The organism is Alcanivorax sp. REN37 (genome assembly GCF_041102775.1).
GTDB lineage: Bacteria > Pseudomonadota > Gammaproteobacteria > Pseudomonadales > Alcanivoracaceae > Isoalcanivorax > Isoalcanivorax beigongshangi.
The window spans coordinates 629,349-649,196 of the sequence record NZ_JBGCUO010000001.1 but is presented as its reverse complement, the minus strand read 5'-3'; the positions used below and the strand labels follow the sequence as shown (position 1 = coordinate 649,196).

Here is a 19,848-nt window from a genome sequence, read left to right as displayed (position 1 = left end):
GGGGCTGATTGCCTACCATCGAGAGCTTATTTTCCCTCCTATACTGACGACGATCCGACACCTCATGAGCATTGCGTACCGGCTGCCCGACGGCGCCGCACTTGAATTCGACCAACCGGTATCCGGTCTGGAAATCGCTGAGCGCATCAGCAAGAAGCTGGCCAAGCAGGCCCTGGCAGTGCGTGTCGACGGCACCCTGCGGGATGTCTACCTGACCGTGCCCGCCAATGCCCAAGTGGAGATCGTCACCCGTGAGGACGCCGATGCGCTGGAGCTGATCCGCCACGACGCCGCCCACGTAATGGCGCAGGCGGTGCAGGAGCTGTTCCCCAACACCCAGGTCACCATCGGCCCGACCATCGAGCACGGCTTCTACTACGATTTCCATCGCGAGCAGCCGTTCACGCCGGACGATCTGAAAGCGATCGAAAAGCGCATGCAAGACATTGTGCGCCGCAATGAAGAGATCCGCCGCGAGGTGTGGGACCGCGATGACGCCATCGCCTTCTTCCTCGACAAGGGCGAAACCTTCAAGGCCGAGATCATCCGCGACCTGCCGGCCGGCGAAGAAGTGAGCCTGTACCGTCAGGGCCCATTCATCGACCTGTGCCGCGGCCCGCACTTGCCGTCCACCGCCAAACTGGGCGATGGCTTCAAACTCACCAAAGTGGCCGGTGCCTACTGGCGCGGCGACAGCAACAACGCCCAGTTGCAGCGCATCTACGGCACGGCCTGGCGTGACAAGACCGAGCTCAACGAGCACCTGCAGCGGCTGGAAGAAGCCGCGCGTCGCGACCACCGCAAACTGGGCCGCGAGATGGACCTGTTCCATCAGCAGGAAGAAGCCCCCGGCATGGTGTTCTGGCATCCGCGCGGCTGGGCGATCTGGCAGAAGGTGGAGCAGTACGTGCGTCAGGTGTACCGCAAGAGCGGTTACCAAGAAGTGCGCGGCCCGCAGATTCTCGACGTCACGCTGTGGAAGAAGTCCGGCCACTGGGACAACTACCAAGAAAACATGTTCTTCACCGAATCGGAGAAGCGCACCTACGCCATCAAGCCGATGAACTGCCCCGGCCACGTGCAGATCTACAACGCGGCGCTGCACAGCTACCGTGATCTGCCGATCCGGTACGCCGAGTTCGGCGGCTGCCACCGCAATGAGCCGTCCGGCGCGCTGCACGGCATCATGCGCGTGCGCGCCTTCACCCAAGACGACGGCCACATCTTCTGCACCCCGGACCAAGTGGAAGCGGAAGTCACTGCCTTCCACGCGCAGGCGATGCGCGTCTACGATCACTTCGGCTTCGACAATGTGTCGGTGAAGCTGGCGCTGCGCCCGGAAAAACGGCTCGGCAACGATGACGACTGGGACAAGGCAGAAAATGCCCTGCGTGCCGCCCTGGCCCGCGCCGGCGTGCAGTGGGAAGAAATGCCCGGCGAAGGCGCGTTCTACGGTCCCAAGATCGAGTACCACCTGAAAGATTCCATCGGCCGCTCTTGGCAGGTGGGCACGGTGCAATTCGATCCAATGATGCCGGAGCGCCTCGACGCCGAGTACGTCGATGAGCACTCCCAGCGCCAGCGGCCGATCATGTTGCACCGCGCCATCATCGGTTCCATGGAGCGCTTCATCGGCATCCTGATTGAGCACCACGCCGGTCACCTGCCGCTGTGGCTGGCGCCGGTGCCGGTGGTGATCGCCACCATCACCAACGCCGTGGATGACTACGCCCACCAGGTGCGTGAAGCACTGGAAGCGGCTGGCGTCACCGCCGAGCTGGACCTGCGCAACGAAAAAATCGGCTACAAGGTGCGCGAACACTCTGCCGCCAAAATCCCGCTGATCTTGGTGCTGGGTGAGCAAGAAGCCGCCGAAGGCAAGGTGGCGATGCGCCGCCTCGGCAGCCGCGACACCGAAGTGCTGAGCCTTGACGACGCCGTGGCCCGCCTTGGCGATGCCGTGCGGATGCCGTCATGAGTCTGCTGCACCAACACGAGCAAGACGCGCTCGGCACCCGCCTGCCGCAGCAGCAGGTGCTGGCCGCGCTGCGTTGGAACGAAGATGGCCTGCTGCCGGCCATCGCCCAGCAGTACGACACCGGCGAAGTGCTGATGATGGCGTGGATGAACCGCACCGCGCTGGAAGAGACCCTCCGCGGCGGCGTGGTGTGCTACTGGTCACGGTCACGCTCGGCGCTGTGGCGCAAAGGCGAGACCTCCGGCCAGACCCAGCGCCTGATGGAGCTGCGACTGGACTGCGACGGCGACACGCTGTTGCTGAAAGTGGACCAGACCGGCCCCGCCTGCCACACCGGCCGACGTGACTGCTTTTACTGGAAAGCCGAGGACGGCGACTTTGTTCTCGACCGCGAGCCGGTGATTGATCCGGCCCTTCTTTACCCGAAATGATGAGCGCTATGCCGACCCTGCACCTGCACAACACCCTCACCGGCCGCAAGGACGTTTTCACCCCGATCGACCCCGAACGGGTGACCATGTATGTGTGCGGACCGACGGTGTACAACTACGTGCACATCGGCAATGCGCGCCCGGTGGTGGCGTTCGACGTGCTGTTCCGGCTGTTGCAGCGGCTGTATCCGAACGTGGTCTATGCCCGCAACATCACCGACATCGACGATAAGATCATCACCGCCGCCCGTGACAACGGCGAGCCGATCGAGGCGCTTACCGGCCGCTTCGCCGAAGCGTTTGCCGATGACATGGCCGCGCTCGGCGCACTGCCACCAAGCATCGTGCCGCATGCCACCGACCACGTCGGCGACATGGTGGCGCTGATCAGCACCTTGATCGACAAGGGCCACGCCTACGCCGCCGAAGGCCATGTGCTGTTCGCGGTACAAACCATGCCCGACTACGGCGCGCTGTCGCGCCGCTCGCTGGACGACATGCTCGCCGGCGCGCGGGTCGAAGTGGCACCCTACAAGCGTTACGCCGGCGATTTCGTGCTGTGGAAACCGAGCAATGAAGACCAACCTGGTTGGGATTCGCCGTGGGGCCGTGGTCGTCCCGGCTGGCACATCGAATGCACCGCCATGATCGCGCGCCACCTTGGCCCGCTGATCGACATCCACGGTGGCGGCGCCGACCTGATTTTCCCGCACCACGAGAACGAAATTGCTCAAGGCAGCTGCGCCCACGGCACCGATTACGTGCGCTACTGGCTGCACAACGGCTACATCAATATCGACGGCGAGAAGATGTCCAAGTCACTGGGCAACTTCCGTCTGGTGCGCGACCTGCTGGGTCATTTCCCCGGCGAAGTGCTGCGTTTTGCACTGCTGTCGGCGCACTACCGTTCGCCGCTCAACTTCAGCGAGGAACTGCTCAACCAGGCGCGCGCCACCCTCGACGGCCTCTACTACGCGCTGCTCGGCCGTGGCGATGCGGTCAGCGCCGAGGCCGACTACCAACTGCCGGACGATCACCCGGTGTTGGCCGCCCTGTGCGACGACCTCAACACCCCGGAAGCGATCAGCGCGCTGCACCGCTTGGCCAGCGAACTGAACAAAGCGGACGCCGCCGACAAGCCGCGCCGCAAGGCCGAGCTACTGGCTGCCGCCAACCTGATGGGGCTGCTGCAGCAGGACGCGGAAAGCTGGTTCCACCAAGGCAAGGCCGGCAGCCTCGATGCCGACGCCATCGAAGCCCTGATTGCCGAGCGTACTGCCGCCAAATCCGCCCGCGACTTTGCCCGTGCCGACGCTATCCGCGCCGAGCTGGAAGCCGCCGATGTGATTTTGGAAGACACGCGCGAAGGCACCCGCTGGACGCGTAAGTAAGCGCCCGGAGTCAACGCTGAAACGGGGCCATACGGCCCCGTTTTTTATGCGCGTCGATCCATCTTGGCAGCATCAGCAGTGCCCGGCAGTGTTCTCCAGCCGGGCACTGCTGATCCAAGTTGTCCAACGCTCGCCCTTGGGTGTGCCCCGCACCGCTACAGCCTAGCTGCCGACTGCCCTGCTGCGACGCCCGCCATGGAAATAACGGCTACCTATATAAGACGCAGCGCGTCGGTCGCGGGCTCAGAAATAGCCAGAGTGCCGATCACGGCGGGACTGCGCCAAGGCATATTCCGCCACCACCACCCGCGCCAAAGTGGCCACCAGTGGCGTTTCGGCGATGCCAATGTCCGGCTCGCGCGCCATGCCCTGCAGCGTCAGCAGCATCATATCCGCCAGCGCCTCACCCTGCTGCCGCTGGCCCGCTTCATCCCAGGCCGGGAACCGGCGCGCCAGACGACGACGCATGTGCTGGGCCACAAAGCGGCTGTGCGGCGCCACCTGCCCCTGCAACTCAGCTTCGGCGCGCGCGCCCTGCTGCAGCTCATCAAACGCCAACGCCACCGGCGAACGGAAGCACTCCAGCAGTTGGCCGAGCTGGCTTTCCAAGCGCTCACGGGTGAGCAGGTCCTCACTCCAGGCGCTGTCATCGCCCAGTACCGCATCAAACTGGCCAACCTGCTGGCCGGCCAGTTGGGCGGCAGCGGCGGCCAGCAGCGCATTGCGCGACGGGAAATGGTGAGTCATGGCGCCGCGCGACACCCCGGCCGCACGCACGATGCGCTCGGTGGTGGTCTGGGCAAAGCCCACTTCCAGCAAGCACTCGGCGGTGGCGGTCAGCACCGCATCACGCATGCGCTGGCTTTTTTCGGCCTGCCAACCGGGGGGGCGGGGAGTGGCTGCAGTCATTGGCGGCATCCAAGGCGGTGAAATTGGGTCGGTAAGCACCCAGAAGGCGGCGGAAAACCGAGCGAAAAAGTGCCTAAATCGGCTCAGAACCGGGCTTATGATGCCGCTGTCCGACAAAAAGAAACAGTGCTGTCTGTTTTATCCAGCGATCCAGCACGGTTATTGGCTGCGCCTAGACACACAGCCCGGGCCGAAGAAAGAACCGGATTCATAATTTATTCACATATATAACAACAAGATAGGCACAAAAAAGCGCAGAAGAAGGGTGTAGAGACAGGCTATTGCGGCCGCCAGATAAAAACAGGTCTGTCTGTTTTTATTGGGGTTCGAAAAATTTCGTTGCGTCAACCGGCTTTTCAGACGGCCCAAAAAACAGCACTATGCCACACCTTCGCAGCAGCACCACCATCAACAACCCATGACTCACCGCAACGTCAAGCCCCTCTTTAAATAGCAGCGGCCCTGCGGACTAGTAGTCACCAATCTGGAGCTAGATGTGCATATTGGCATCCCACTAGAGACCTACAGCGGAGAAACCCGCGTCGCCGCGACGCCGGAAACCGTGAAGAAGTTGGTGGCCCAGAAGCACCGTGTCACGGTACAGAGCGGTGCCGGCATCGCGTCCGCCATTCCTGACAGTGCCTTCGCTGACGCCGGCGCCACCATCGGCAGCGCCGCTGACGCCCTCGGCGCCGAACTGGTGCTGAAAGTGCGTGCACCGAACAGCGACGAACTGGGTCAAATGCAATCCGGCGCCGTGCTGGCCGGCATGCTTAACCCGTTCTGCAACGACACCATTGCCGCCATGAACGGCCGCAACCTGACCGCGTTCTCGCTGGAAGCCGCACCACGCAGCTCCCGCGCGCAGAGCCTGGACGTGCTGTCCTCGCAAGCCAACGTGGCCGGCTACAAAGCGGTCCTGATGGCAGCGGACCACTACCCGCGCTTTATGCCGATGCTGATGACCGCCGCCGGTACCGTGAAAGCGGCCCGCGTGCTGATCCTCGGCGCCGGTGTTGCCGGCTTGCAGGCGATTGCTACCGCCAAGCGCCTCGGTGCGGTGGTGGAAGCCTCCGACGTACGTCCGGCAGTAAAAGAACAGATCGAATCCCTCGGTGCCAAGTTCGTTGATGTACCGCTGGAAACCGACGAAGAGCGCGAGTGCGCCGAAGGCGTGGGCGGTTACGCCCGGCCGATGCCGCAATCCTGGATGGACCGCCAAGCCAAGGCCGTCCATGAGCGCGCCAAGCAGTCCGACATCGTCATCACCACCGCGCTGATCCCGGGCCGTAAGGCGCCGGTGCTGCTGCAGGAAGCCACGGTGGCAGAAATGAAGCCGGGCGCAGTGATTGTCGACCTGGCAGCGGCGCAAGGCGGCAACTGCCCGCTGACCGAAGCCGACCAGGTGGTGGTCAAACACGGCGTGACCCTGATCGGTCACACCAACCTGCCGGCACTGGTGGCTGCGGACGCATCCGCCCTCTACGCCCGCAACCTGCTCGACTTCCTCAAGCTGGTCACCGACGGTGAAGGCCAGTTCAACCTCAACCTCGAAGACGACATCGTCGCTGCCTGCCTGATGTGCCAAGGCGGCAACGTTGTGCGCGTCAACAAGTAAGGAGCTGGGAAATGGACCTGATTTCCGACGGCATCTACAACCTGATCATCTTCGTGCTGGCGATCTACGTGGGCTACCACGTGGTCTGGAACGTGACCCCGGCACTGCATACCCCGCTGATGGCGGTGACCAACGCCATTTCCGCGATCGTCATCGTCGGCGCCATGCTGGCTGCGGCGCTGACCGTGACCCCGCTGGGCAAGACCATGGGCACGCTGGCGGTGGCACTGGCCGCCGTAAACGTGTTCGGCGGCTTCCTGGTGACCCGGCGCATGCTTGACATGTTCAAGAAGAAAACCCCGAAAGCTGCAGCAGAGAAGCAATGACCATGAGCATGAACCTGATCACTGTTCTCTATCTGGTTGCCTCGGTGTGCTTCATCCAGGCGCTCAAAGGCCTGTCGCACCCGACCACGTCCCGGCGCGGTAACCTGTTCGGCATGGTCGGTATGGCCATCGCCATCGTCACCACCCTCGGCTTGATCCACAAGCTGGGCACCGACATCTCGCTCGCCGAAGGCCTTGGCTTTGTGCTGGTTGGCCTGCTGGTCGGTGGCGCGGCCGGTGCCATCATGGCCAAGCGCGTTGAGATGACCAAAATGCCGGAGCTGGTAGCGTTCATGCACAGCATGATCGGCCTGGCCGCGGTATTCATTGCCATTGCAGCAGTGGTTGAGCCGCAGTCGTTGGGCATCGTCGCGCACATGACCGACGCCATCCCGGCTGGTAACCGTCTGGAGCTGTTCCTCGGCGCGGCCATCGGTGCCATCACCTTCTCCGGCTCCGTGATTGCGTTCGGTAAGCTGTCCGGCAAGTACAAGTTCCGTCTGTTCCAGGGCGCCCCGGTGGTGTTCAAGGGCCAGCACATGCTGAACTTGGCGGTCGGCCTGGCCATCGCTGGCCTCGGTGCTTACTACACCGCCACCGGCAGCCACGAAGCGTTCGCAGCGCTGGTGGTGCTGGCGTTCATCATCGGTGTGCTGATCATCATTCCGATCGGCGGCGCTGACATGCCGGTGGTGGTCTCGATGCTGAACTCCTACTCCGGCTGGGCCGCGGCGGGGATCGGCTTCTCGCTGAACAACTCCATGCTGATCGTGGCCGGTTCGTTGGTGGGCTCTTCCGGCGCCATCCTGTCTTACATCATGTGTAAGGCGATGAACCGCTCGTTCTTCAACGTGATCCTGGGCGGCTTCGGTGCCGATCCGGAAGCGTCCGCCGGCGGCGGCAGCCAAGAGCAGCGCCCGGTGAAGTCCGGCTCTGCCGACGACGCAGCCTTCCTGCTGACCAACGCCGACAGCGTGATCATCGTGCCGGGTTACGGCTTGGCAGTAGCCCGTGCCCAGCACGCGCTGATGGAGCTGACCACCAAGCTGACCGAAGCCGGTGTCAACGTGAAGTACGCCATCCACCCGGTGGCGGGCCGGATGCCGGGCCACATGAACGTCCTGCTGGCCGAAGCCGAGGTGCCGTACGAGCAGGTGTTCGAGATGGACGACATCAACTCCGAGTTCGGCCAAACCGACGTGGTGCTGGTACTGGGCGCCAACGACGTGGTGAACCCGGCGGCGAAGAACGATCCGAAGTCGCCGATCGCCGGCATGCCGATCCTGGAAGCGTACAAAGCGCGCACCGTGATCGTGAACAAGCGCTCCATGTCCACCGGTTACGCCGGCCTCGACAACGAGCTGTTCTACCTCGACAAGACCATGATGGTGTTTGGCGACGCCAAGAAAGTCATCGAGGACATGGTGAAAGCGGTCGAGTAATTCCGACCTCGCACCTGGGAAAAGCCCGCTTCGGCGGGCTTTTCTGTTTCTGCTTCGGGCAATTTGCCGCACCCCAGTGCCGTTTTTTAGCGCGATCTGGGTGACAAAATCTAAACGCTCCCCTACTCTCGCCGTTTACCCCTGACTGCCCTTCGGACCCGCCCGCGTGAAACGCTTGCTGCTCGGATTGATTCGGCTGTACCAATACCTGCTGAGCCCGTGGATCGGCCAGCAGTGCCGTTTCTATCCCACCTGCTCGGAATACGCGCGCATTGCCATCACCCATCACGGCAGTTTGAAAGGCAGTTGGCTGGCCGGGGTGCGGCTGTGCAAATGCCACCCTTGGCATCCCGGCGGCTTCGACGCGGTACCCGGCGTACCGCTGCCCGGCATGGACGACGACGATGACGATACTGCGTCCCGCCGCCGGTAATCACCGCTGGAGCTGGCTGGCCGCACTGCTGTTGCTGTGCGCCCAGACCCAGACGCTGCTGCACGATGTCTGGCACCTGCGGGTGCTGGGCCAACCGGCGGCGCACAGCGTGCAGCTGGAGCGCGACCACGGCAGCAGCGGCCCCCGCCTCAGCGATTTAGCCTGCCAGCACTGTGTACACCTGCACGCGTTGCCGCCACGCAGCCTGTGGCTGCCACTGGCACCGCTGGCGCCGGTACTGGTCGAACGCCTCCCTCACCACCACGCGCCGCTGCTGCCGTGGCTGGCTCCCCTGAGCCGTGCCCCACCCTCGTTGAGCTGACACTCACATCGATTGCACTGCCCGGCCCCGCTGCGCCTTGACTGCGCTCGGCCGGGCGCTGTTCACCGTGTCTGAAAACGAGGTTTGACCCATGTCTTCCCTGTTGTTTCGACGGGCGCCGGCACTGCTGTGCCTGCTGTCCCTGAGTGCGCCGTTGGCGGCGCAAACCGCGGCCCCGGAACGCGAACGCCGCAGCGATACCCACGAACTGGAGCGGGTGCAGGTGTCTGCACTACCGCTGCAAGATGAAACCCTGGCCACCCCGGTCAGCGTGCAAGATCAATACGACCTGCTCACCAGCCGTGGCACCACCCTCGGCGACACCCTGCGCGGCCAACCCGGCGTACACGTGGATACCTTCGGCGCCGGTGCCGGCCGACCGGTGATCCGCGGTCAAACCGCGCCGCGCGTGAAAGTACTGTCCGACGGCAGCAGCCTGATGGACGCCTCTGACGTGTCCCCCGACCACGCCATCACCAGCGAACCGATGCTGATGCGGCAGGTGGAAGTGCTGCGTGGCCCGGCCGCGCTGCTGTATGGCGGCGGCGCCATCGGCGGCGTGGTCAACGTGCTCGACGACAAGGTGCCGACGCGCATGCCAGACGGCCACTCCGACGGCTTCCTGTCGCTGCGCGGCAACACTGTGGCGGAAGAGCGCGCGATCGGTGCCGGCATCACAGTGCGCGCCAGTGAGCACATCGCGGTGCGCGCCGAAGGCGCCAGCCGTCGTGCCCACGATTACGAAGTGAACGGCTTCCAGCAGCAGCGCGTGCCCGGCAGTTATGCCGAAAGCGACAGCGGCAGCGTCGGCGCGTCGTGGATCCTGCCCAACGGCTACATCGGCGCCGCCTACACGCTGCGCAAGGATGAGTACGGCCTGCCCGGCCACAGCCACGATTACGCCGACTGCCATCCGCACGGCAGTCAGCTGCATTGCGGCGGGGGCGGCCACCATCACCACCATGACGATGTGCCCTACGTGGATCTGAAAAGCGAACGCTTTGAACTGCGCGGCGATCTGGCACAGCCATGGGATGGCGTCGAACGACTGCGTTTCCGCGGCAGCTACACCGATTACGGCCATGACGAGATCGATGAACAGGTGGTCGGCACCCGCTACGAGACCCGTGGCTACGATGGTCGGGTGGAATTGGAGCATCGCCCGCTGGCCGGCTGGCACGGCGTGGTTGGCGTGCAATACCAGTCGCAGTATTTGGGCACCTTCGGCACTGAAGCATTCCTGCCGGAAACCCGCACCCAGGCGCTGGGCGTGTTCCTCTACGAACACTACCGCCTGCGCGACGACCTGCTGTTCGAAGCCGGGCTGCGCCAGGACTACCAGCGTATCCGCACCGAGAACGACCCGCGCGATCTGCCCGGCTCTAGCCTCTGGGGTCACGCGCTGTCCACCGCGCTGACTTGGAGCTTCCGCCCCGGCTACGAGCTAGCCGGCAGCCTCGCCCGTTCCCAGCGACTGCCGCACGCGCAGGAGCTGTATGCCAACGGTGTGCATCTGGCCACCAACACTTACGAGTGCGGACTACTGGCGGACCGCTACACCTGCGGCGGCAGCGCCAACGATGCCGGGGTGAAGAAGGAGACCTCGCACAACGTCGGCCTCAACTTGCGCAAAGTGGAAGGCCCGGTGCAGTTCGATCTGGGCGCCTTCTACAACCGCGTCGACAACTACATCTACGCGCGCACCCTGGATCGTCACAACGACTTCAGTTTGGTCAAGTACACCCATGCTGATGCGGTGTTCTACGGCGGCGAAGCCGAACTGACTTGGTTTGCCCGCGATGACCTGCAGCTGACCGCCTTCGCCGATGCAGTGGTGGGTGAGTTTGCTCACGGCAAGGACGACCTGCCACGCATTCCGCCTTACCGCTGGGGCGGCCGCGTCACCCATTACTGGCAGACCTTCAGCCAGGAATTGGAGTTCTATCGCGTGGCCGCGCAGCGCCACCTGGCGGCGTTCGAACAACGCACCGGCGGCTACGACATGGTCAACCTGACGGTGCGCTACCAACCGCCGAAGCAACCGAATCTGAATCTGTTCGTACAGGGCCGCAACCTGCTGGGCGAACGGGTGTGGAACCACACCTCGTTCCTCGCCCACACCGTGCCCGAACCCGGCCGCAACCTGATCGCCGGCCTCGAACTGACCTTCTGATACGCGGGCGCGCCACGCGCGCCCCGGGAGAGATTTGCAATGACGACTCACATTCTGCGCCGTCTGGCGCCGCTTGCACTGCTGGCACTGCTGCTCAGCGCCTGTAACAACACCGACTCCAACGGCCCGTCACTGGAGCACGACCATGACCACGAGGACCTGCACGGGCGGCTGCTGATCGCCAGCGACCAACATGACAGCCTGCAAGTGTTTGACCTAGACCAAAATGCCTTCCTCGACAGCCTGCAACTGGACCATCCGGTGAGCGCGCTCTATCCCAGCGCTGGCTACCGCTTTGCGCTAGTGCTGCAACGCGATACCGGCAGCCAGCCGCATCAAGTGCAAGCGGTGGATGGCGGGGTCTGGCTGCATGGCGACCACGCCCATAGCGACCCGGCCCAGATCACCAGCCTGCGCCTGCAGGGCACCACTCCTGGCCACCACCAAATGTTTGGCGACCAGGCCACGGTGTTCTTCGACGGCGGCCCGGTGGGCAGCACCCGCTTCGCGGTGTTCACCGATGAGTTGTTGTCACGCGGGCAAGCGCTGGCAGTGGAGAACCTACTGGCTCCCCACCACGGTTTGGCGCTACCGCGTGGCGACCACCTACTCGCCAGCAACCCCGATCGGGCTGCCGTTCGCGTGATGGCGCTGCACAATGACCACTTCCACGACGAAGGCGTGCTGCCTGAAAGCTGCCCCGGTCTGCACGGCGGCGGCGCCACCGCCACCGCCAGCGCCTTTGGCTGCGAGGACGGGGTGCTGCTGGTGAAGGGCCACAAGCCCCCATTCGCGGCCCATAAACTGCCCACCGCCGAGCGCATCACGCAAGTGGCTGGCCATGCCGAAGTCGCGCAACTGGTGGCGTTTGCCACCGGCAACGCCGTGGCCTACCGCGTTGACCCGGCCACCCAGCAAGCTCAGCGTTTCGACTGGAATCAAGGCGCCGGCACCACCCGCATGCAGCATCGCTTTAGCGTCAGCGGCAACTACTTCTTGGTGCTCGACAGCGACGCCACCCTGCACATTTGGTCGACCCGTGACTGGTCAGCGCAGGGCACCCTGTCGCTGGGGAGTGCCGGCGCGGTGCTGAGCCTCGCCACCGATGCCGATGACCGCTTGCACGTGCTCGATGTCGATCAACAGCAGCTGCGCCGTTACCACCTGGCAGGTGCCAAACCGGACACGGCTGAGCCGGTGGCACTGCCGCAGCCGGCCCGGCACATCGTGTGGACCGGCGTGCCGGCGGCGCATGGCCACGACCATGACCATGACCATGACCACGACCACGACCACGATCACGATCACGACCACGATCACGATCACGATCACGATCACGGCCATGATCATGACCACAGCCACGCGCCTGCCAGCGGCCTCAGCGCGTTGCACTTCTAAACCGCACCGCTGATCCGCCCACCTGACCGGACGCTGTCACAGGCCGGTCAGGTTTCCCTGCCGCGCGCGCTGCTTTTCAGTAGAATGCCCGGCACCCTGCCACCCACCTGCCAAGGAGGTTTCCATGCGCAACCTGATGCGTCCCCTTTCTGCCGCTGCGCTGCTGCTGACCGCCACGTCCGTGCCGATGCTGGCCAGCGCCGATACCGGCTACGTTTCCCTGGGTTACGCGTTCACCGACTTGGAGCCGAAACACAGCCGCAGCAACGCCGATGTGTCGACGTTGCAATTCACCTTCGGCGGCTGGGCGAACCGTTCGCAGACGCTGGGGGCGGAAGTACGCCTTGGGCTCGGCCTGAGCAACGATAAATTCCGCGACAACAGCGGCCAGCGCGGCAAGGCGGAGATCGACCGCAGCTACGGCGCCTACCTGCGTGGCCAGTTCCCCAACACGCTGCCAGTGCGCCCCTATGCGGTACTCGGCGTCACGCGGGTGGAAACCACCGAGAAAGTGGCGCGCAGCCGCAGTCGCAGCTACCACGACCTGTCGCTGGGCTTCGGTGCCGAGTTGGACGTGAGCCACAACGTGTTTGTGTCGCTGGAATACATGCGCCTGATTGACCGCAGCAGCGCCGAAGTGAGCAACCTCACCTTCGGTGTCGGCGGCCGCTTCTAATCACCCCGCCGGCGCAGCCCGCGCCGGCCCCTGCCGGACCGCTCAATGAGCACTGAACCACGAGCAGAGTAGTTCGCCGCAACCGCTGAATGTGGTTGCGGCGCCCCTTCCCTGCGGCGCCGTCAAATCTGGATCCACCGGAGTGTTGACTGTGTCCCACCCTATTCCCCGACCGTCTTCAACGACGGCGACCCTATTGTTGCTGTGCCCGTTCGACCTGCTCGCCTCGCTGGCAATGGACCTGTACCTGCCGGCACTGCCCCGCGTCACAACTGATCTGTCCGCCACAACGGCACAGATCCAAGCCAGCCTGACCCTGTATCTGGTGCTGATCGGCGCCGGGCAGCTGCTGTTCGGCCCTTGGTCGGATCGGATTGGCCGCCGCCCGGTGCTGCTCGGCGGCGGCATGGTGTACGCCTTGGCGTCGCTGATGCTCGCGCTCAGCACCCACATTGATGGCTTCCTGTTCTGGCGGGTGATCCAAGCACTGGGTGCGTCCGCTTGCTTGGTGGCGGTATTTGCCGGTGTGCGTGATCTGTATGGCGACCAACCGCAGGCGCAGAGACTGTACGCGCAGCTCGCTGCACTGTTGGTGTTGGTGCCGGCGCTTGGCCCACTGCTCGGGGCCGTGCTGACAGCGGCTGCGGGCTGGCCAGTCCTGTTCCTCGTGCTCGCCGCCGCGATGGCGCTGGCGTTGACCCGAGCGGCACGCCATTGGCCGGAAACCCGCCCTGCCACCGCCGCCCACCCTGGCCGGTTATGGACGCCGCTACGCCACCGCCATTTCTGGGCTTACCTGTGGGCCTACAGTGCGGCCATGGGGGCGTTCTTTCTGTTCTTTTCCACCTCACCGTGGCTGCTGATGGAGCGCCACGGGTTGCCGCCATGGCAGTTCAGTCTGCTGTTCGCTTCGGTGGCACTGGTGATGGCCAGCGTCGCTTGGCGGCGTGGACGCCAGCGCCACACACCGCCGCTGCACCGCACCGCACGATGGGCCATGGTGTGGCTGGCGAGCGGCGGCGCCCTGTTGTTGGTCAGTGAGTATGCCTATCCGAAGCAATGGCTGGGGCTGATGCTGCCGATGTGGTGGATCGCCGTTGGCATCGCCATGGCCAGTTCGGTGGCCCTGCACGGCGCGCTGCAGCAGCTCGACCACATGGCCGGCACCGCCACCGCGGTATTCTTCTGTCTCGGTGGTGCGCTGATCGGCGCCACCAGCTCCGCTCTCCTGCAACTGCTGCCAACGCACAGCCATTGGCCACTGGCGCTGTACTGTCTGCTGTGGCCGCTGCTGTGTTTGGCGCTGCTGCGCGACCCGCACTAAACGCCCATAAAAAAAGCCCTGCAATGCAGGGCTTTTTTTATCTCGCCAGGTGAATCAAGCGACCGGTGGGTAACCGCCCGGGATGCTCTTGGTCACCACTGCCACCGCGTTGTGCGCGTGCAGGCTCTCCACGTGGTTGACGCGCACCCAGAAGTCACGCAGCACCGGCATCACATCCAGCGCTTCCTGCAGGCGGCGCGCGGCGTCTTCGCAGAACATCAGGTTCTGGCCGTTGAGGCGGGCGAATTCCTGTTCGTCCTCGCGCTTCACTGCGGTTTGCACCGGCGTTTTCAGCGCGCCTTCAACGGCGTCGATCAGGGCAGTGATCGGCAAGGCATCGCCATCGGCGGCATCCAGCTTCACTTTCAGCTGCGCCACCGAGCGTTGGCTGTGCGGGGTTGCCACAATGCCCTGCTCGGTACCGAGCCACGCCACCGCGTCGTCCAACGACACGCTGCCTTCGCTGCCGAAGCGTTCCTGAAACGCGTTCTGGATCAACTGCCGCGCCAGCGCGGCGGAGCATGGGCAGGTGGAGGAATACAGCACATCCACCGCCAGCTCCACATCCAGCTGGTCGCCTTCCAAGGTGGCCGCGATGCGCACCGGATAGCTGCGCCAGCCGGCGTATTGGCTCAGCAGCGCCGGGCGGCGGATGGAAAAATCAAATGCCAGCTCGACGAAGGCACGGCTGCTCAACGGGCCGTGGGTGTCGAGGAAATTGGCCAGCAAGGTGCGCAGGCTGCCCATGTTGACGCTGGCTTCACCGAAGGTTTCCTCCAGCATCAGGAACAGCCGCGACATATGAATGCCGCGCGCGTTGACGTCTTGCAGGTTGACGTACGCCTGGATGGATGCGGCCACCGGCCGCTCACCGTGGATGGTATCGCTCACCTGGGTCGGCAGGTGAATCTCGCTCATGCCCACCCAGTCCAGCTTGGGGCCCACGCGTTGATGCGAGGCGCTGGCCACATCCGGCATGGCGGGGGTGGGTGCGTTGACGCGCTCCATGTAACTCTCCGACGGTCACGGGTGGATCGCCCGTGGGACGTGCAGCGGAATGGCTGCGGATTAACCGGGCGGCAAGTCTAGCAGAGTTTGCAACCTGAATTGACCGTCTCCAGCGAGTGGTTTTATCAATGAATCCGATCTGTTGCGGCCCCCCATCAGCGGGGCGTTTGCCGCCGACGTCGGCATCAAAAAACACCTACGCGCGGGTGAAACATCGAAAAATAGCTTTGATACCGAAGCATTCCTACTCTAGGGTTATGGCCTCTTTCGCGCCACTGGCCGGTTTCGACACGGTCATACCGGAAAAATTACTCAGAGCTGTAAGCATCTGGTTTTTCCCGCGAAGCCATACGGAGCGCAACACCGCCATGGGTACGCCCCACGATGTACTGATCGCGTTGCGTCGCATTATCCGCGCCACCGATCTGTACTCCCGGCACCTGAGCAAAACCGCCGGCCTCACTGCACCGCAACTACTGGTGCTACAGGCCATCGAGCGCCAAGGCCCGCTGAGCATGCGTGACCTGGCCGAGGCGGTGTCCCTGAGCCAGGCCACCATCACCACCATCCTCGATCGCCTCGAAGCCCGTCAGCTAGTGCGCCGCGTGCGCGACCAGACCGACCGCCGCCGCACCCATGCCCACCTCACCGAGGCCGGGTTGGCGCTGCTGGCCGCTGCCCCGACGCCGCTGCAAGAAGAGTTCCTGCGCCGTTTTGCGGAGCTGGCGGACTGGGAGCAATCGCTGATCCTCAGTTCCTTCCAGCGCGTCGCCAGCATGATGAATGCCAGCGACCTGGACGCGTCGCCGGTGCTTGATCTGGGCGCCATGGACCGTGCGCTACCGGCCACTTTGAGCCCGATTTCACCGTCGGCCCCCGCCGGGGCCGGCCACCTCAACAATGACGACCCGGACGCGGTCGTCCAAACAGGGAGTGACCCCAGCTGATGCATGCCCAAGCCGCAACGCCGGTCCCCGTTGCCTCGCCCTCTGCCCCCATCGTCTTGCGCTCACCGGAGAGTGAAGACGGCCAACGCGTCCACGCGCTGGTGCGTGCCTGCCGGCCGCTGGACGAGAACTCGATCTACTGCAACATCCTCCAATGCAGCCACTTCGCCGAGACCTGCGTCGCCGCCGAGCGCGACGGGGAACTGGTGGGCTTCATCTCCGGCTACATCCCGCCCAAGCAAGCCGACACGCTGTTCGTGTGGCAGGTTGCGGTGCGCGATGACCAACGCGGCGAAGGACTCGCCGGCCGCATGCTCGATGACCTGCTGGCGCGCGCGGCCTGCGCCGAGATCCGCTACATCGAGACCACCATCACCCCGGACAACGATGCCTCCTGGCGCATGTTCCGCCGCTTTGCCGCGCGCCATGCCATGCCCACCGAGGAATTCATCCTGTTCGCCAGCCATTCCCATTTTTCCGGGTTGTTGAAGGACGAACACCTGCTGCGCATCGGACCGTTTAACCAGACCCAGCTCTGAGACGCCGTTGGCAATACTGACAAGGAGATGACCCATGAATACCGCTGTATTTGATCGCCGTGAATCGGAAGTACAAAGCTACGCCCGCAACTTCCCGGTGCTGTTCCACAAGGCCCGCGGCGCCTGGCTCTATGATGAAGCCGGCCAGGGCTACCTCGACTTCCTCGCCGGCGCCGGCACCCTCAACTACGGGCACAACCACCCGGAGCTGAAGGCCAAGCTGCTGGCCTACCTGGACGATGACGCCATCGTCCACGGGCTCGATCTTTACACCGTGGCCAAGCGCCACTTCCTGGAAACCTTCGAGCGCCTGATCCTCAGCCCGCGCGGCATGGATCACGTGGTGCAATTCACCGGCCCCACCGGCACCAACGCGGTGGAAGCGGCACTGAAAATTGCCCGTAACGTGAAAGGCCGCAGCAACGTGCTGTGCTTCACCAATGGTTTCCACGGCGTGTCACTGGGCTCGTTGGCCGTCACCGGCAACAGCCACCACCGTGACGCCGCCGGCGTGGCCCTGAACGGCGCCACCGTGATGCCCTATGACGGCTACCTCGGCGCCGACGTCGACACCATTGCGCTGATCGACAAGCAGATTTCTGACAGCTCCAGCGGCCTCGACCTGCCGGCGGCGGTGATCGTGGAAACGGTGCAGGGCGAAGGCGGCATCAACGCCGCCTCGTCCGAATGGCTGCGCCGTCTGGAAGCGCTGTGCCGCAAACACGACATGCTGCTGATCGTCGACGATATCCAAGCCGGCTGTGGCCGGACCGGCACTTTCTTCAGTTTTGAAGAAGCCGGCATCAAACCGGACATCGTCACACTGTCGAAATCACTCAGCGGCTACGGCCTGCCGTTCTCGGTGGTACTGATCAAACCAGAGCTGGACCGCTGGAAACCAGGCGAGCACAACGGCACTTTCCGTGGCCACAACCCGGCGTTCGTCACCGCTGCCGCGGCACTGGAGCTGTTCTGGAGCGATGACCGCTTTGCTACCGAAATCGCCGACAAAGCCGAGCGCATCCGCAGCGCGTTCGCCGGCATTATCGCGCGCCATCCCGACGCCGGCCTGAGCCAATGCGGCCGCGGCATGATGCAGGGGCTGGAGTGCCCGGACGGCGAGTTGGCCGGCGAGATCACCCGCGAAGCCTTTGCCCAGCGCCTGATCATCGAAACCTCCGGCGCCGATGACCAAGTGATCAAGACGCTGTGCCCGCTGACCATCAGCCATGATGACCTGCAGCGCGGCCTCGATATCGTCAGCGACGCGGTGAGCACAGTGCTTGCCCGCCGCAACAAGAAACGTGCCGTGGCCTGAGCCCGGCGCCTGACTGGAGACCAAATATGATTGTCCGCACCTTGGAAGACGCCCGCAAAAGTGGCCGCGCTGTCACCGCTGAGAACGGCAACTGGGAGTCAGTGCGCCTGTCGCTGGCCGACGATGGCATGGGGTTCTCGTTCCACATCACCACCATCTACGCCGGCACCGAGACCCACATTCATTACCAGAACCATTTTGAAACGGTGTACTGCATCAGCGGCAATGGCGAAGTGGAAACACTCGCCGACGGCAAGATCTATCCGATCCGCCCCGGCACCGTGTACATCCTCAACAACAATGACGACCACCTGCTGCGTGGCGGCAGCGAAGACATGGTGCTGGCCTGCGCCTTCAACCCGCCGCTGAACGGCCGCGAGCAGCATGACGAAAACGGCGTCTACGCGCTGGATGAGCCGGCCCTGACCGACTAATGCCGCGCTCGCGCATGAAAAACCGGCCTTAGCGCCGGTTTTTTTACGCCTCGAATACCGACGAGAACAGCACCTCGCCTGCTACCCGAAACGGCGCCCCCATGCGGGGCCTTCAGCCAACCTGGCCTCGGTTATCGCCTCGCGTACCCGGTGCGATCCGCAGCCACAACGGCCGAGCGGTCACGCCAACACCTTCTTCAACGTGGCCACTTAACGCCCTCCCACGCACCTGTGCCGGCTCTGCGCAGCGCGGCAGTTCCCGTGCTATAGACTGCGGCGGCAACGCCCTCACTGCCGCCGACGGCAGCACCGGCATCTGCAGCAGTGCCGCACCCTCTGTCGATAACGCCAGCCTCGCCCGCCTGCTGCACAGCGTGATCACCGCCGCAACGCTAAAAAACCAAAAATTCAGAACGCTTAACGGAATCAATGGCGCTTCCATCAAACCGTTGAAATTGCCTGGGGCGCTCACTCGTGAGAGACTTCCTCGCGGCTAAAAATATTTAAATAACCATTAGAATCAATGCGTTGAATGTCATCTATCGCCTCCTGACGCCATGGATCCCGGAATGAGCCCGCCGAGCACCACTGCAACACCGGAACAACACAAACTGCTGACCGCGCTGGCACTGGCGATGGTCGACCACCCGCGCGCCACCCTCACGGAGTTGGCCAAAGCCGTCGGCGTCAGCAAGGCCACGCTGTATCGCTTCTGCCGCACCCGCGAGCAGTTGATGGAACGGTTGGTGAGCTACGGCGTCGACACGCTGATGCAGGCGCTGCGTGAAGCCCAGCTCGACACCCAGCCGCCGCTGGAAGGCATTCGCCGCCTGGCCGAACTGACGCTGCAAAATCGGGAACTGAGCTGCTTCCTGATTCACCACAGGCACTGCCTAGAGATAGAGGACGCCAACCAATGGAGCGTGATCCTCGACGCCTTCTTCCTGCGCGCGCAGCAGGACGGTTTCCTGCGCATCGATATCAGCGCTCAAGCGCTGACCGAGATCTGGGGCTCACTGGCCGCTGGCGCCATTGATGCCGAGCGGCGCGGGCGCATTCCCCGGGTTGGGCTGAATACGCTGCTGGAACGCTTCTTCCTCAGCGGCGCGGCGGTGCAGCCGTGAACTAACCCGGAGCGGTGCCCGCTTGCGACCAACCCCTAGCCCTGCTCGGCTGGTGTG

Annotated in this window: 19 protein-coding genes; 17 read left to right on the top strand and 2 right to left on the bottom strand. The window is 64.0% G+C overall.

The features are described 5' to 3' along the window. Nucleotides 1-64: 64 nt before the first annotated feature. From thrS to cysS, 3 genes are read left to right on the top strand one after another with little or no spacing between them, the layout of a single operon-like run. Nucleotides 65-1,978, top strand: coding sequence for a threonine--tRNA ligase (gene thrS / locus AB5I84_RS02865; RefSeq protein WP_369454324.1), 1,914 nt, complete (start codon nt 65-67; stop codon nt 1,976-1,978). Next, nucleotides 1,975-2,409, top strand: coding sequence for a phosphoribosyl-AMP cyclohydrolase (gene hisI / locus AB5I84_RS02860; RefSeq protein ID WP_369454323.1), 435 nt, complete (start codon nt 1,975-1,977; stop codon nt 2,407-2,409). Before thrS ends, hisI begins: the two co-directional genes overlap by 4 nt. An 8-nt stretch (nt 2,410-2,417) precedes the next feature. Further along, nucleotides 2,418-3,800, top strand: a complete 1,383-nt coding sequence (cysS, locus tag AB5I84_RS02855) for a cysteine--tRNA ligase (RefSeq protein WP_369454322.1) — start codon at nt 2,418-2,420, stop codon at nt 3,798-3,800. Between the two features lie 243 nt (nt 3,801-4,043). On the opposite strand, the gene AB5I84_RS02850 is transcribed toward cysS, so the two are convergent. Next, nucleotides 4,044-4,709, bottom strand: coding sequence for a TetR/AcrR family transcriptional regulator (locus AB5I84_RS02850; protein WP_369454321.1), 666 nt, complete (start codon nt 4,707-4,709; stop codon nt 4,044-4,046). 496 nt (nt 4,710-5,205) lie between these two features. Between AB5I84_RS02850 and AB5I84_RS02845 the strand changes: the two genes are divergently transcribed. The 9 genes from AB5I84_RS02845 to AB5I84_RS02805 all read left to right on the top strand — a co-directional run bounded on the left by AB5I84_RS02845 (nt 5,206) and on the right by AB5I84_RS02805 (nt 14,421). Further along, the gene (locus tag AB5I84_RS02845) at nt 5,206-6,327 is read left to right on the top strand and encodes a Re/Si-specific NAD(P)(+) transhydrogenase subunit alpha (RefSeq protein WP_369454320.1); all 1,122 of its coding nucleotides are present in this window, start codon (nt 5,206-5,208) and stop codon (nt 6,325-6,327) included. An 11-nt stretch (nt 6,328-6,338) separates the two neighbouring features. After that, nucleotides 6,339-6,653, top strand: coding sequence for an NAD(P) transhydrogenase subunit alpha part 2 (locus AB5I84_RS02840; protein ID WP_369454319.1), 315 nt, complete (start codon nt 6,339-6,341; stop codon nt 6,651-6,653). Between the two features lie 8 nt (nt 6,654-6,661). After that, nucleotides 6,662-8,095, top strand: coding sequence for an NAD(P)(+) transhydrogenase (Re/Si-specific) subunit beta (locus AB5I84_RS02835; protein ID WP_439650179.1), 1,434 nt, complete (start codon nt 6,662-6,664; stop codon nt 8,093-8,095). A 166-nt stretch (nt 8,096-8,261) separates the two neighbouring features. Continuing rightward, the gene (gene yidD / locus AB5I84_RS02830) at nt 8,262-8,528 is read left to right on the top strand and encodes a membrane protein insertion efficiency factor YidD (RefSeq protein ID WP_369454317.1); all 267 of its coding nucleotides are present in this window, start codon (nt 8,262-8,264) and stop codon (nt 8,526-8,528) included. Then, the gene (locus AB5I84_RS02825) at nt 8,500-8,850 is read left to right on the top strand and encodes a hypothetical protein (RefSeq protein WP_369454316.1); all 351 of its coding nucleotides are present in this window, start codon (nt 8,500-8,502) and stop codon (nt 8,848-8,850) included. The genes yidD and AB5I84_RS02825 overlap by 29 nt, the downstream gene beginning before the upstream one ends. A 91-nt stretch (nt 8,851-8,941) precedes the next feature. Continuing rightward, entirely contained in the window at nt 8,942-11,023 is a 2,082-nt protein-coding gene (locus AB5I84_RS02820; RefSeq protein WP_369454315.1) for a TonB-dependent receptor domain-containing protein, read from the top strand. Between the two features lie 39 nt (nt 11,024-11,062). Continuing rightward, nucleotides 11,063-12,421, top strand: coding sequence for a hypothetical protein (locus tag AB5I84_RS02815; protein WP_369454314.1), 1,359 nt, complete (start codon nt 11,063-11,065; stop codon nt 12,419-12,421). A 124-nt stretch (nt 12,422-12,545) separates the two neighbouring features. Beyond that, a complete protein-coding gene (locus AB5I84_RS02810; protein WP_369454313.1) occupies nt 12,546-13,097 on the top strand; it encodes an outer membrane beta-barrel protein in 552 nt (183 codons plus the stop codon). 151 nt (nt 13,098-13,248) lie between these two features. Then, nucleotides 13,249-14,421, top strand: coding sequence for a Bcr/CflA family efflux MFS transporter (locus AB5I84_RS02805; protein ID WP_369454312.1), 1,173 nt, complete (start codon nt 13,249-13,251; stop codon nt 14,419-14,421). A 54-nt stretch (nt 14,422-14,475) separates the two neighbouring features. Here the strand turns inward: AB5I84_RS02805 and folE2 are convergent, their stop codons facing one another. Continuing rightward, nucleotides 14,476-15,429 (bottom strand): GTP cyclohydrolase FolE2, encoded by a 954-nt coding sequence (gene folE2, locus AB5I84_RS02800; protein ID WP_369454311.1) that lies wholly within the window; start codon nt 15,427-15,429, stop codon nt 14,476-14,478. Between the two features lie 368 nt (nt 15,430-15,797). Here folE2 and AB5I84_RS02795 point away from each other — a divergent pair, with 368 nt between their 5' ends. The 5 genes from AB5I84_RS02795 to AB5I84_RS02775 all read left to right on the top strand — a co-directional run bounded on the left by AB5I84_RS02795 (nt 15,798) and on the right by AB5I84_RS02775 (nt 19,791). Continuing rightward, nucleotides 15,798-16,376 carry a MarR family winged helix-turn-helix transcriptional regulator gene (locus tag AB5I84_RS02795; RefSeq protein ID WP_369454310.1) on the top strand — a complete coding sequence of 193 codons (579 nt, stop codon included), beginning with the start codon at nt 15,798-15,800 and terminating at the stop codon, nt 16,374-16,376. Next, nucleotides 16,376-16,915, top strand: a complete 540-nt coding sequence (ectA, locus tag AB5I84_RS02790) for a diaminobutyrate acetyltransferase (protein ID WP_369454309.1) — start codon at nt 16,376-16,378, stop codon at nt 16,913-16,915. The genes AB5I84_RS02795 and ectA overlap by 1 nt, the downstream gene beginning before the upstream one ends. A gap of 34 nt (nt 16,916-16,949) precedes the next feature. Next, on the top strand, nt 16,950-18,233 hold the full coding sequence (ectB, locus tag AB5I84_RS02785; protein ID WP_369454308.1) for a diaminobutyrate--2-oxoglutarate transaminase: 1,284 nt from the start codon (nt 16,950-16,952) through the stop codon (nt 18,231-18,233). 26 nt (nt 18,234-18,259) lie between these two features. Further along, a complete protein-coding gene (locus AB5I84_RS02780; protein WP_369454307.1) occupies nt 18,260-18,667 on the top strand; it encodes an ectoine synthase in 408 nt (135 codons plus the stop codon). 569 nt (nt 18,668-19,236) lie between these two features. Beyond that, the gene (locus AB5I84_RS02775) at nt 19,237-19,791 is read left to right on the top strand and encodes a TetR/AcrR family transcriptional regulator (protein ID WP_369454306.1); all 555 of its coding nucleotides are present in this window, start codon (nt 19,237-19,239) and stop codon (nt 19,789-19,791) included. Nucleotides 19,792-19,848 lie beyond the last annotated feature (57 nt).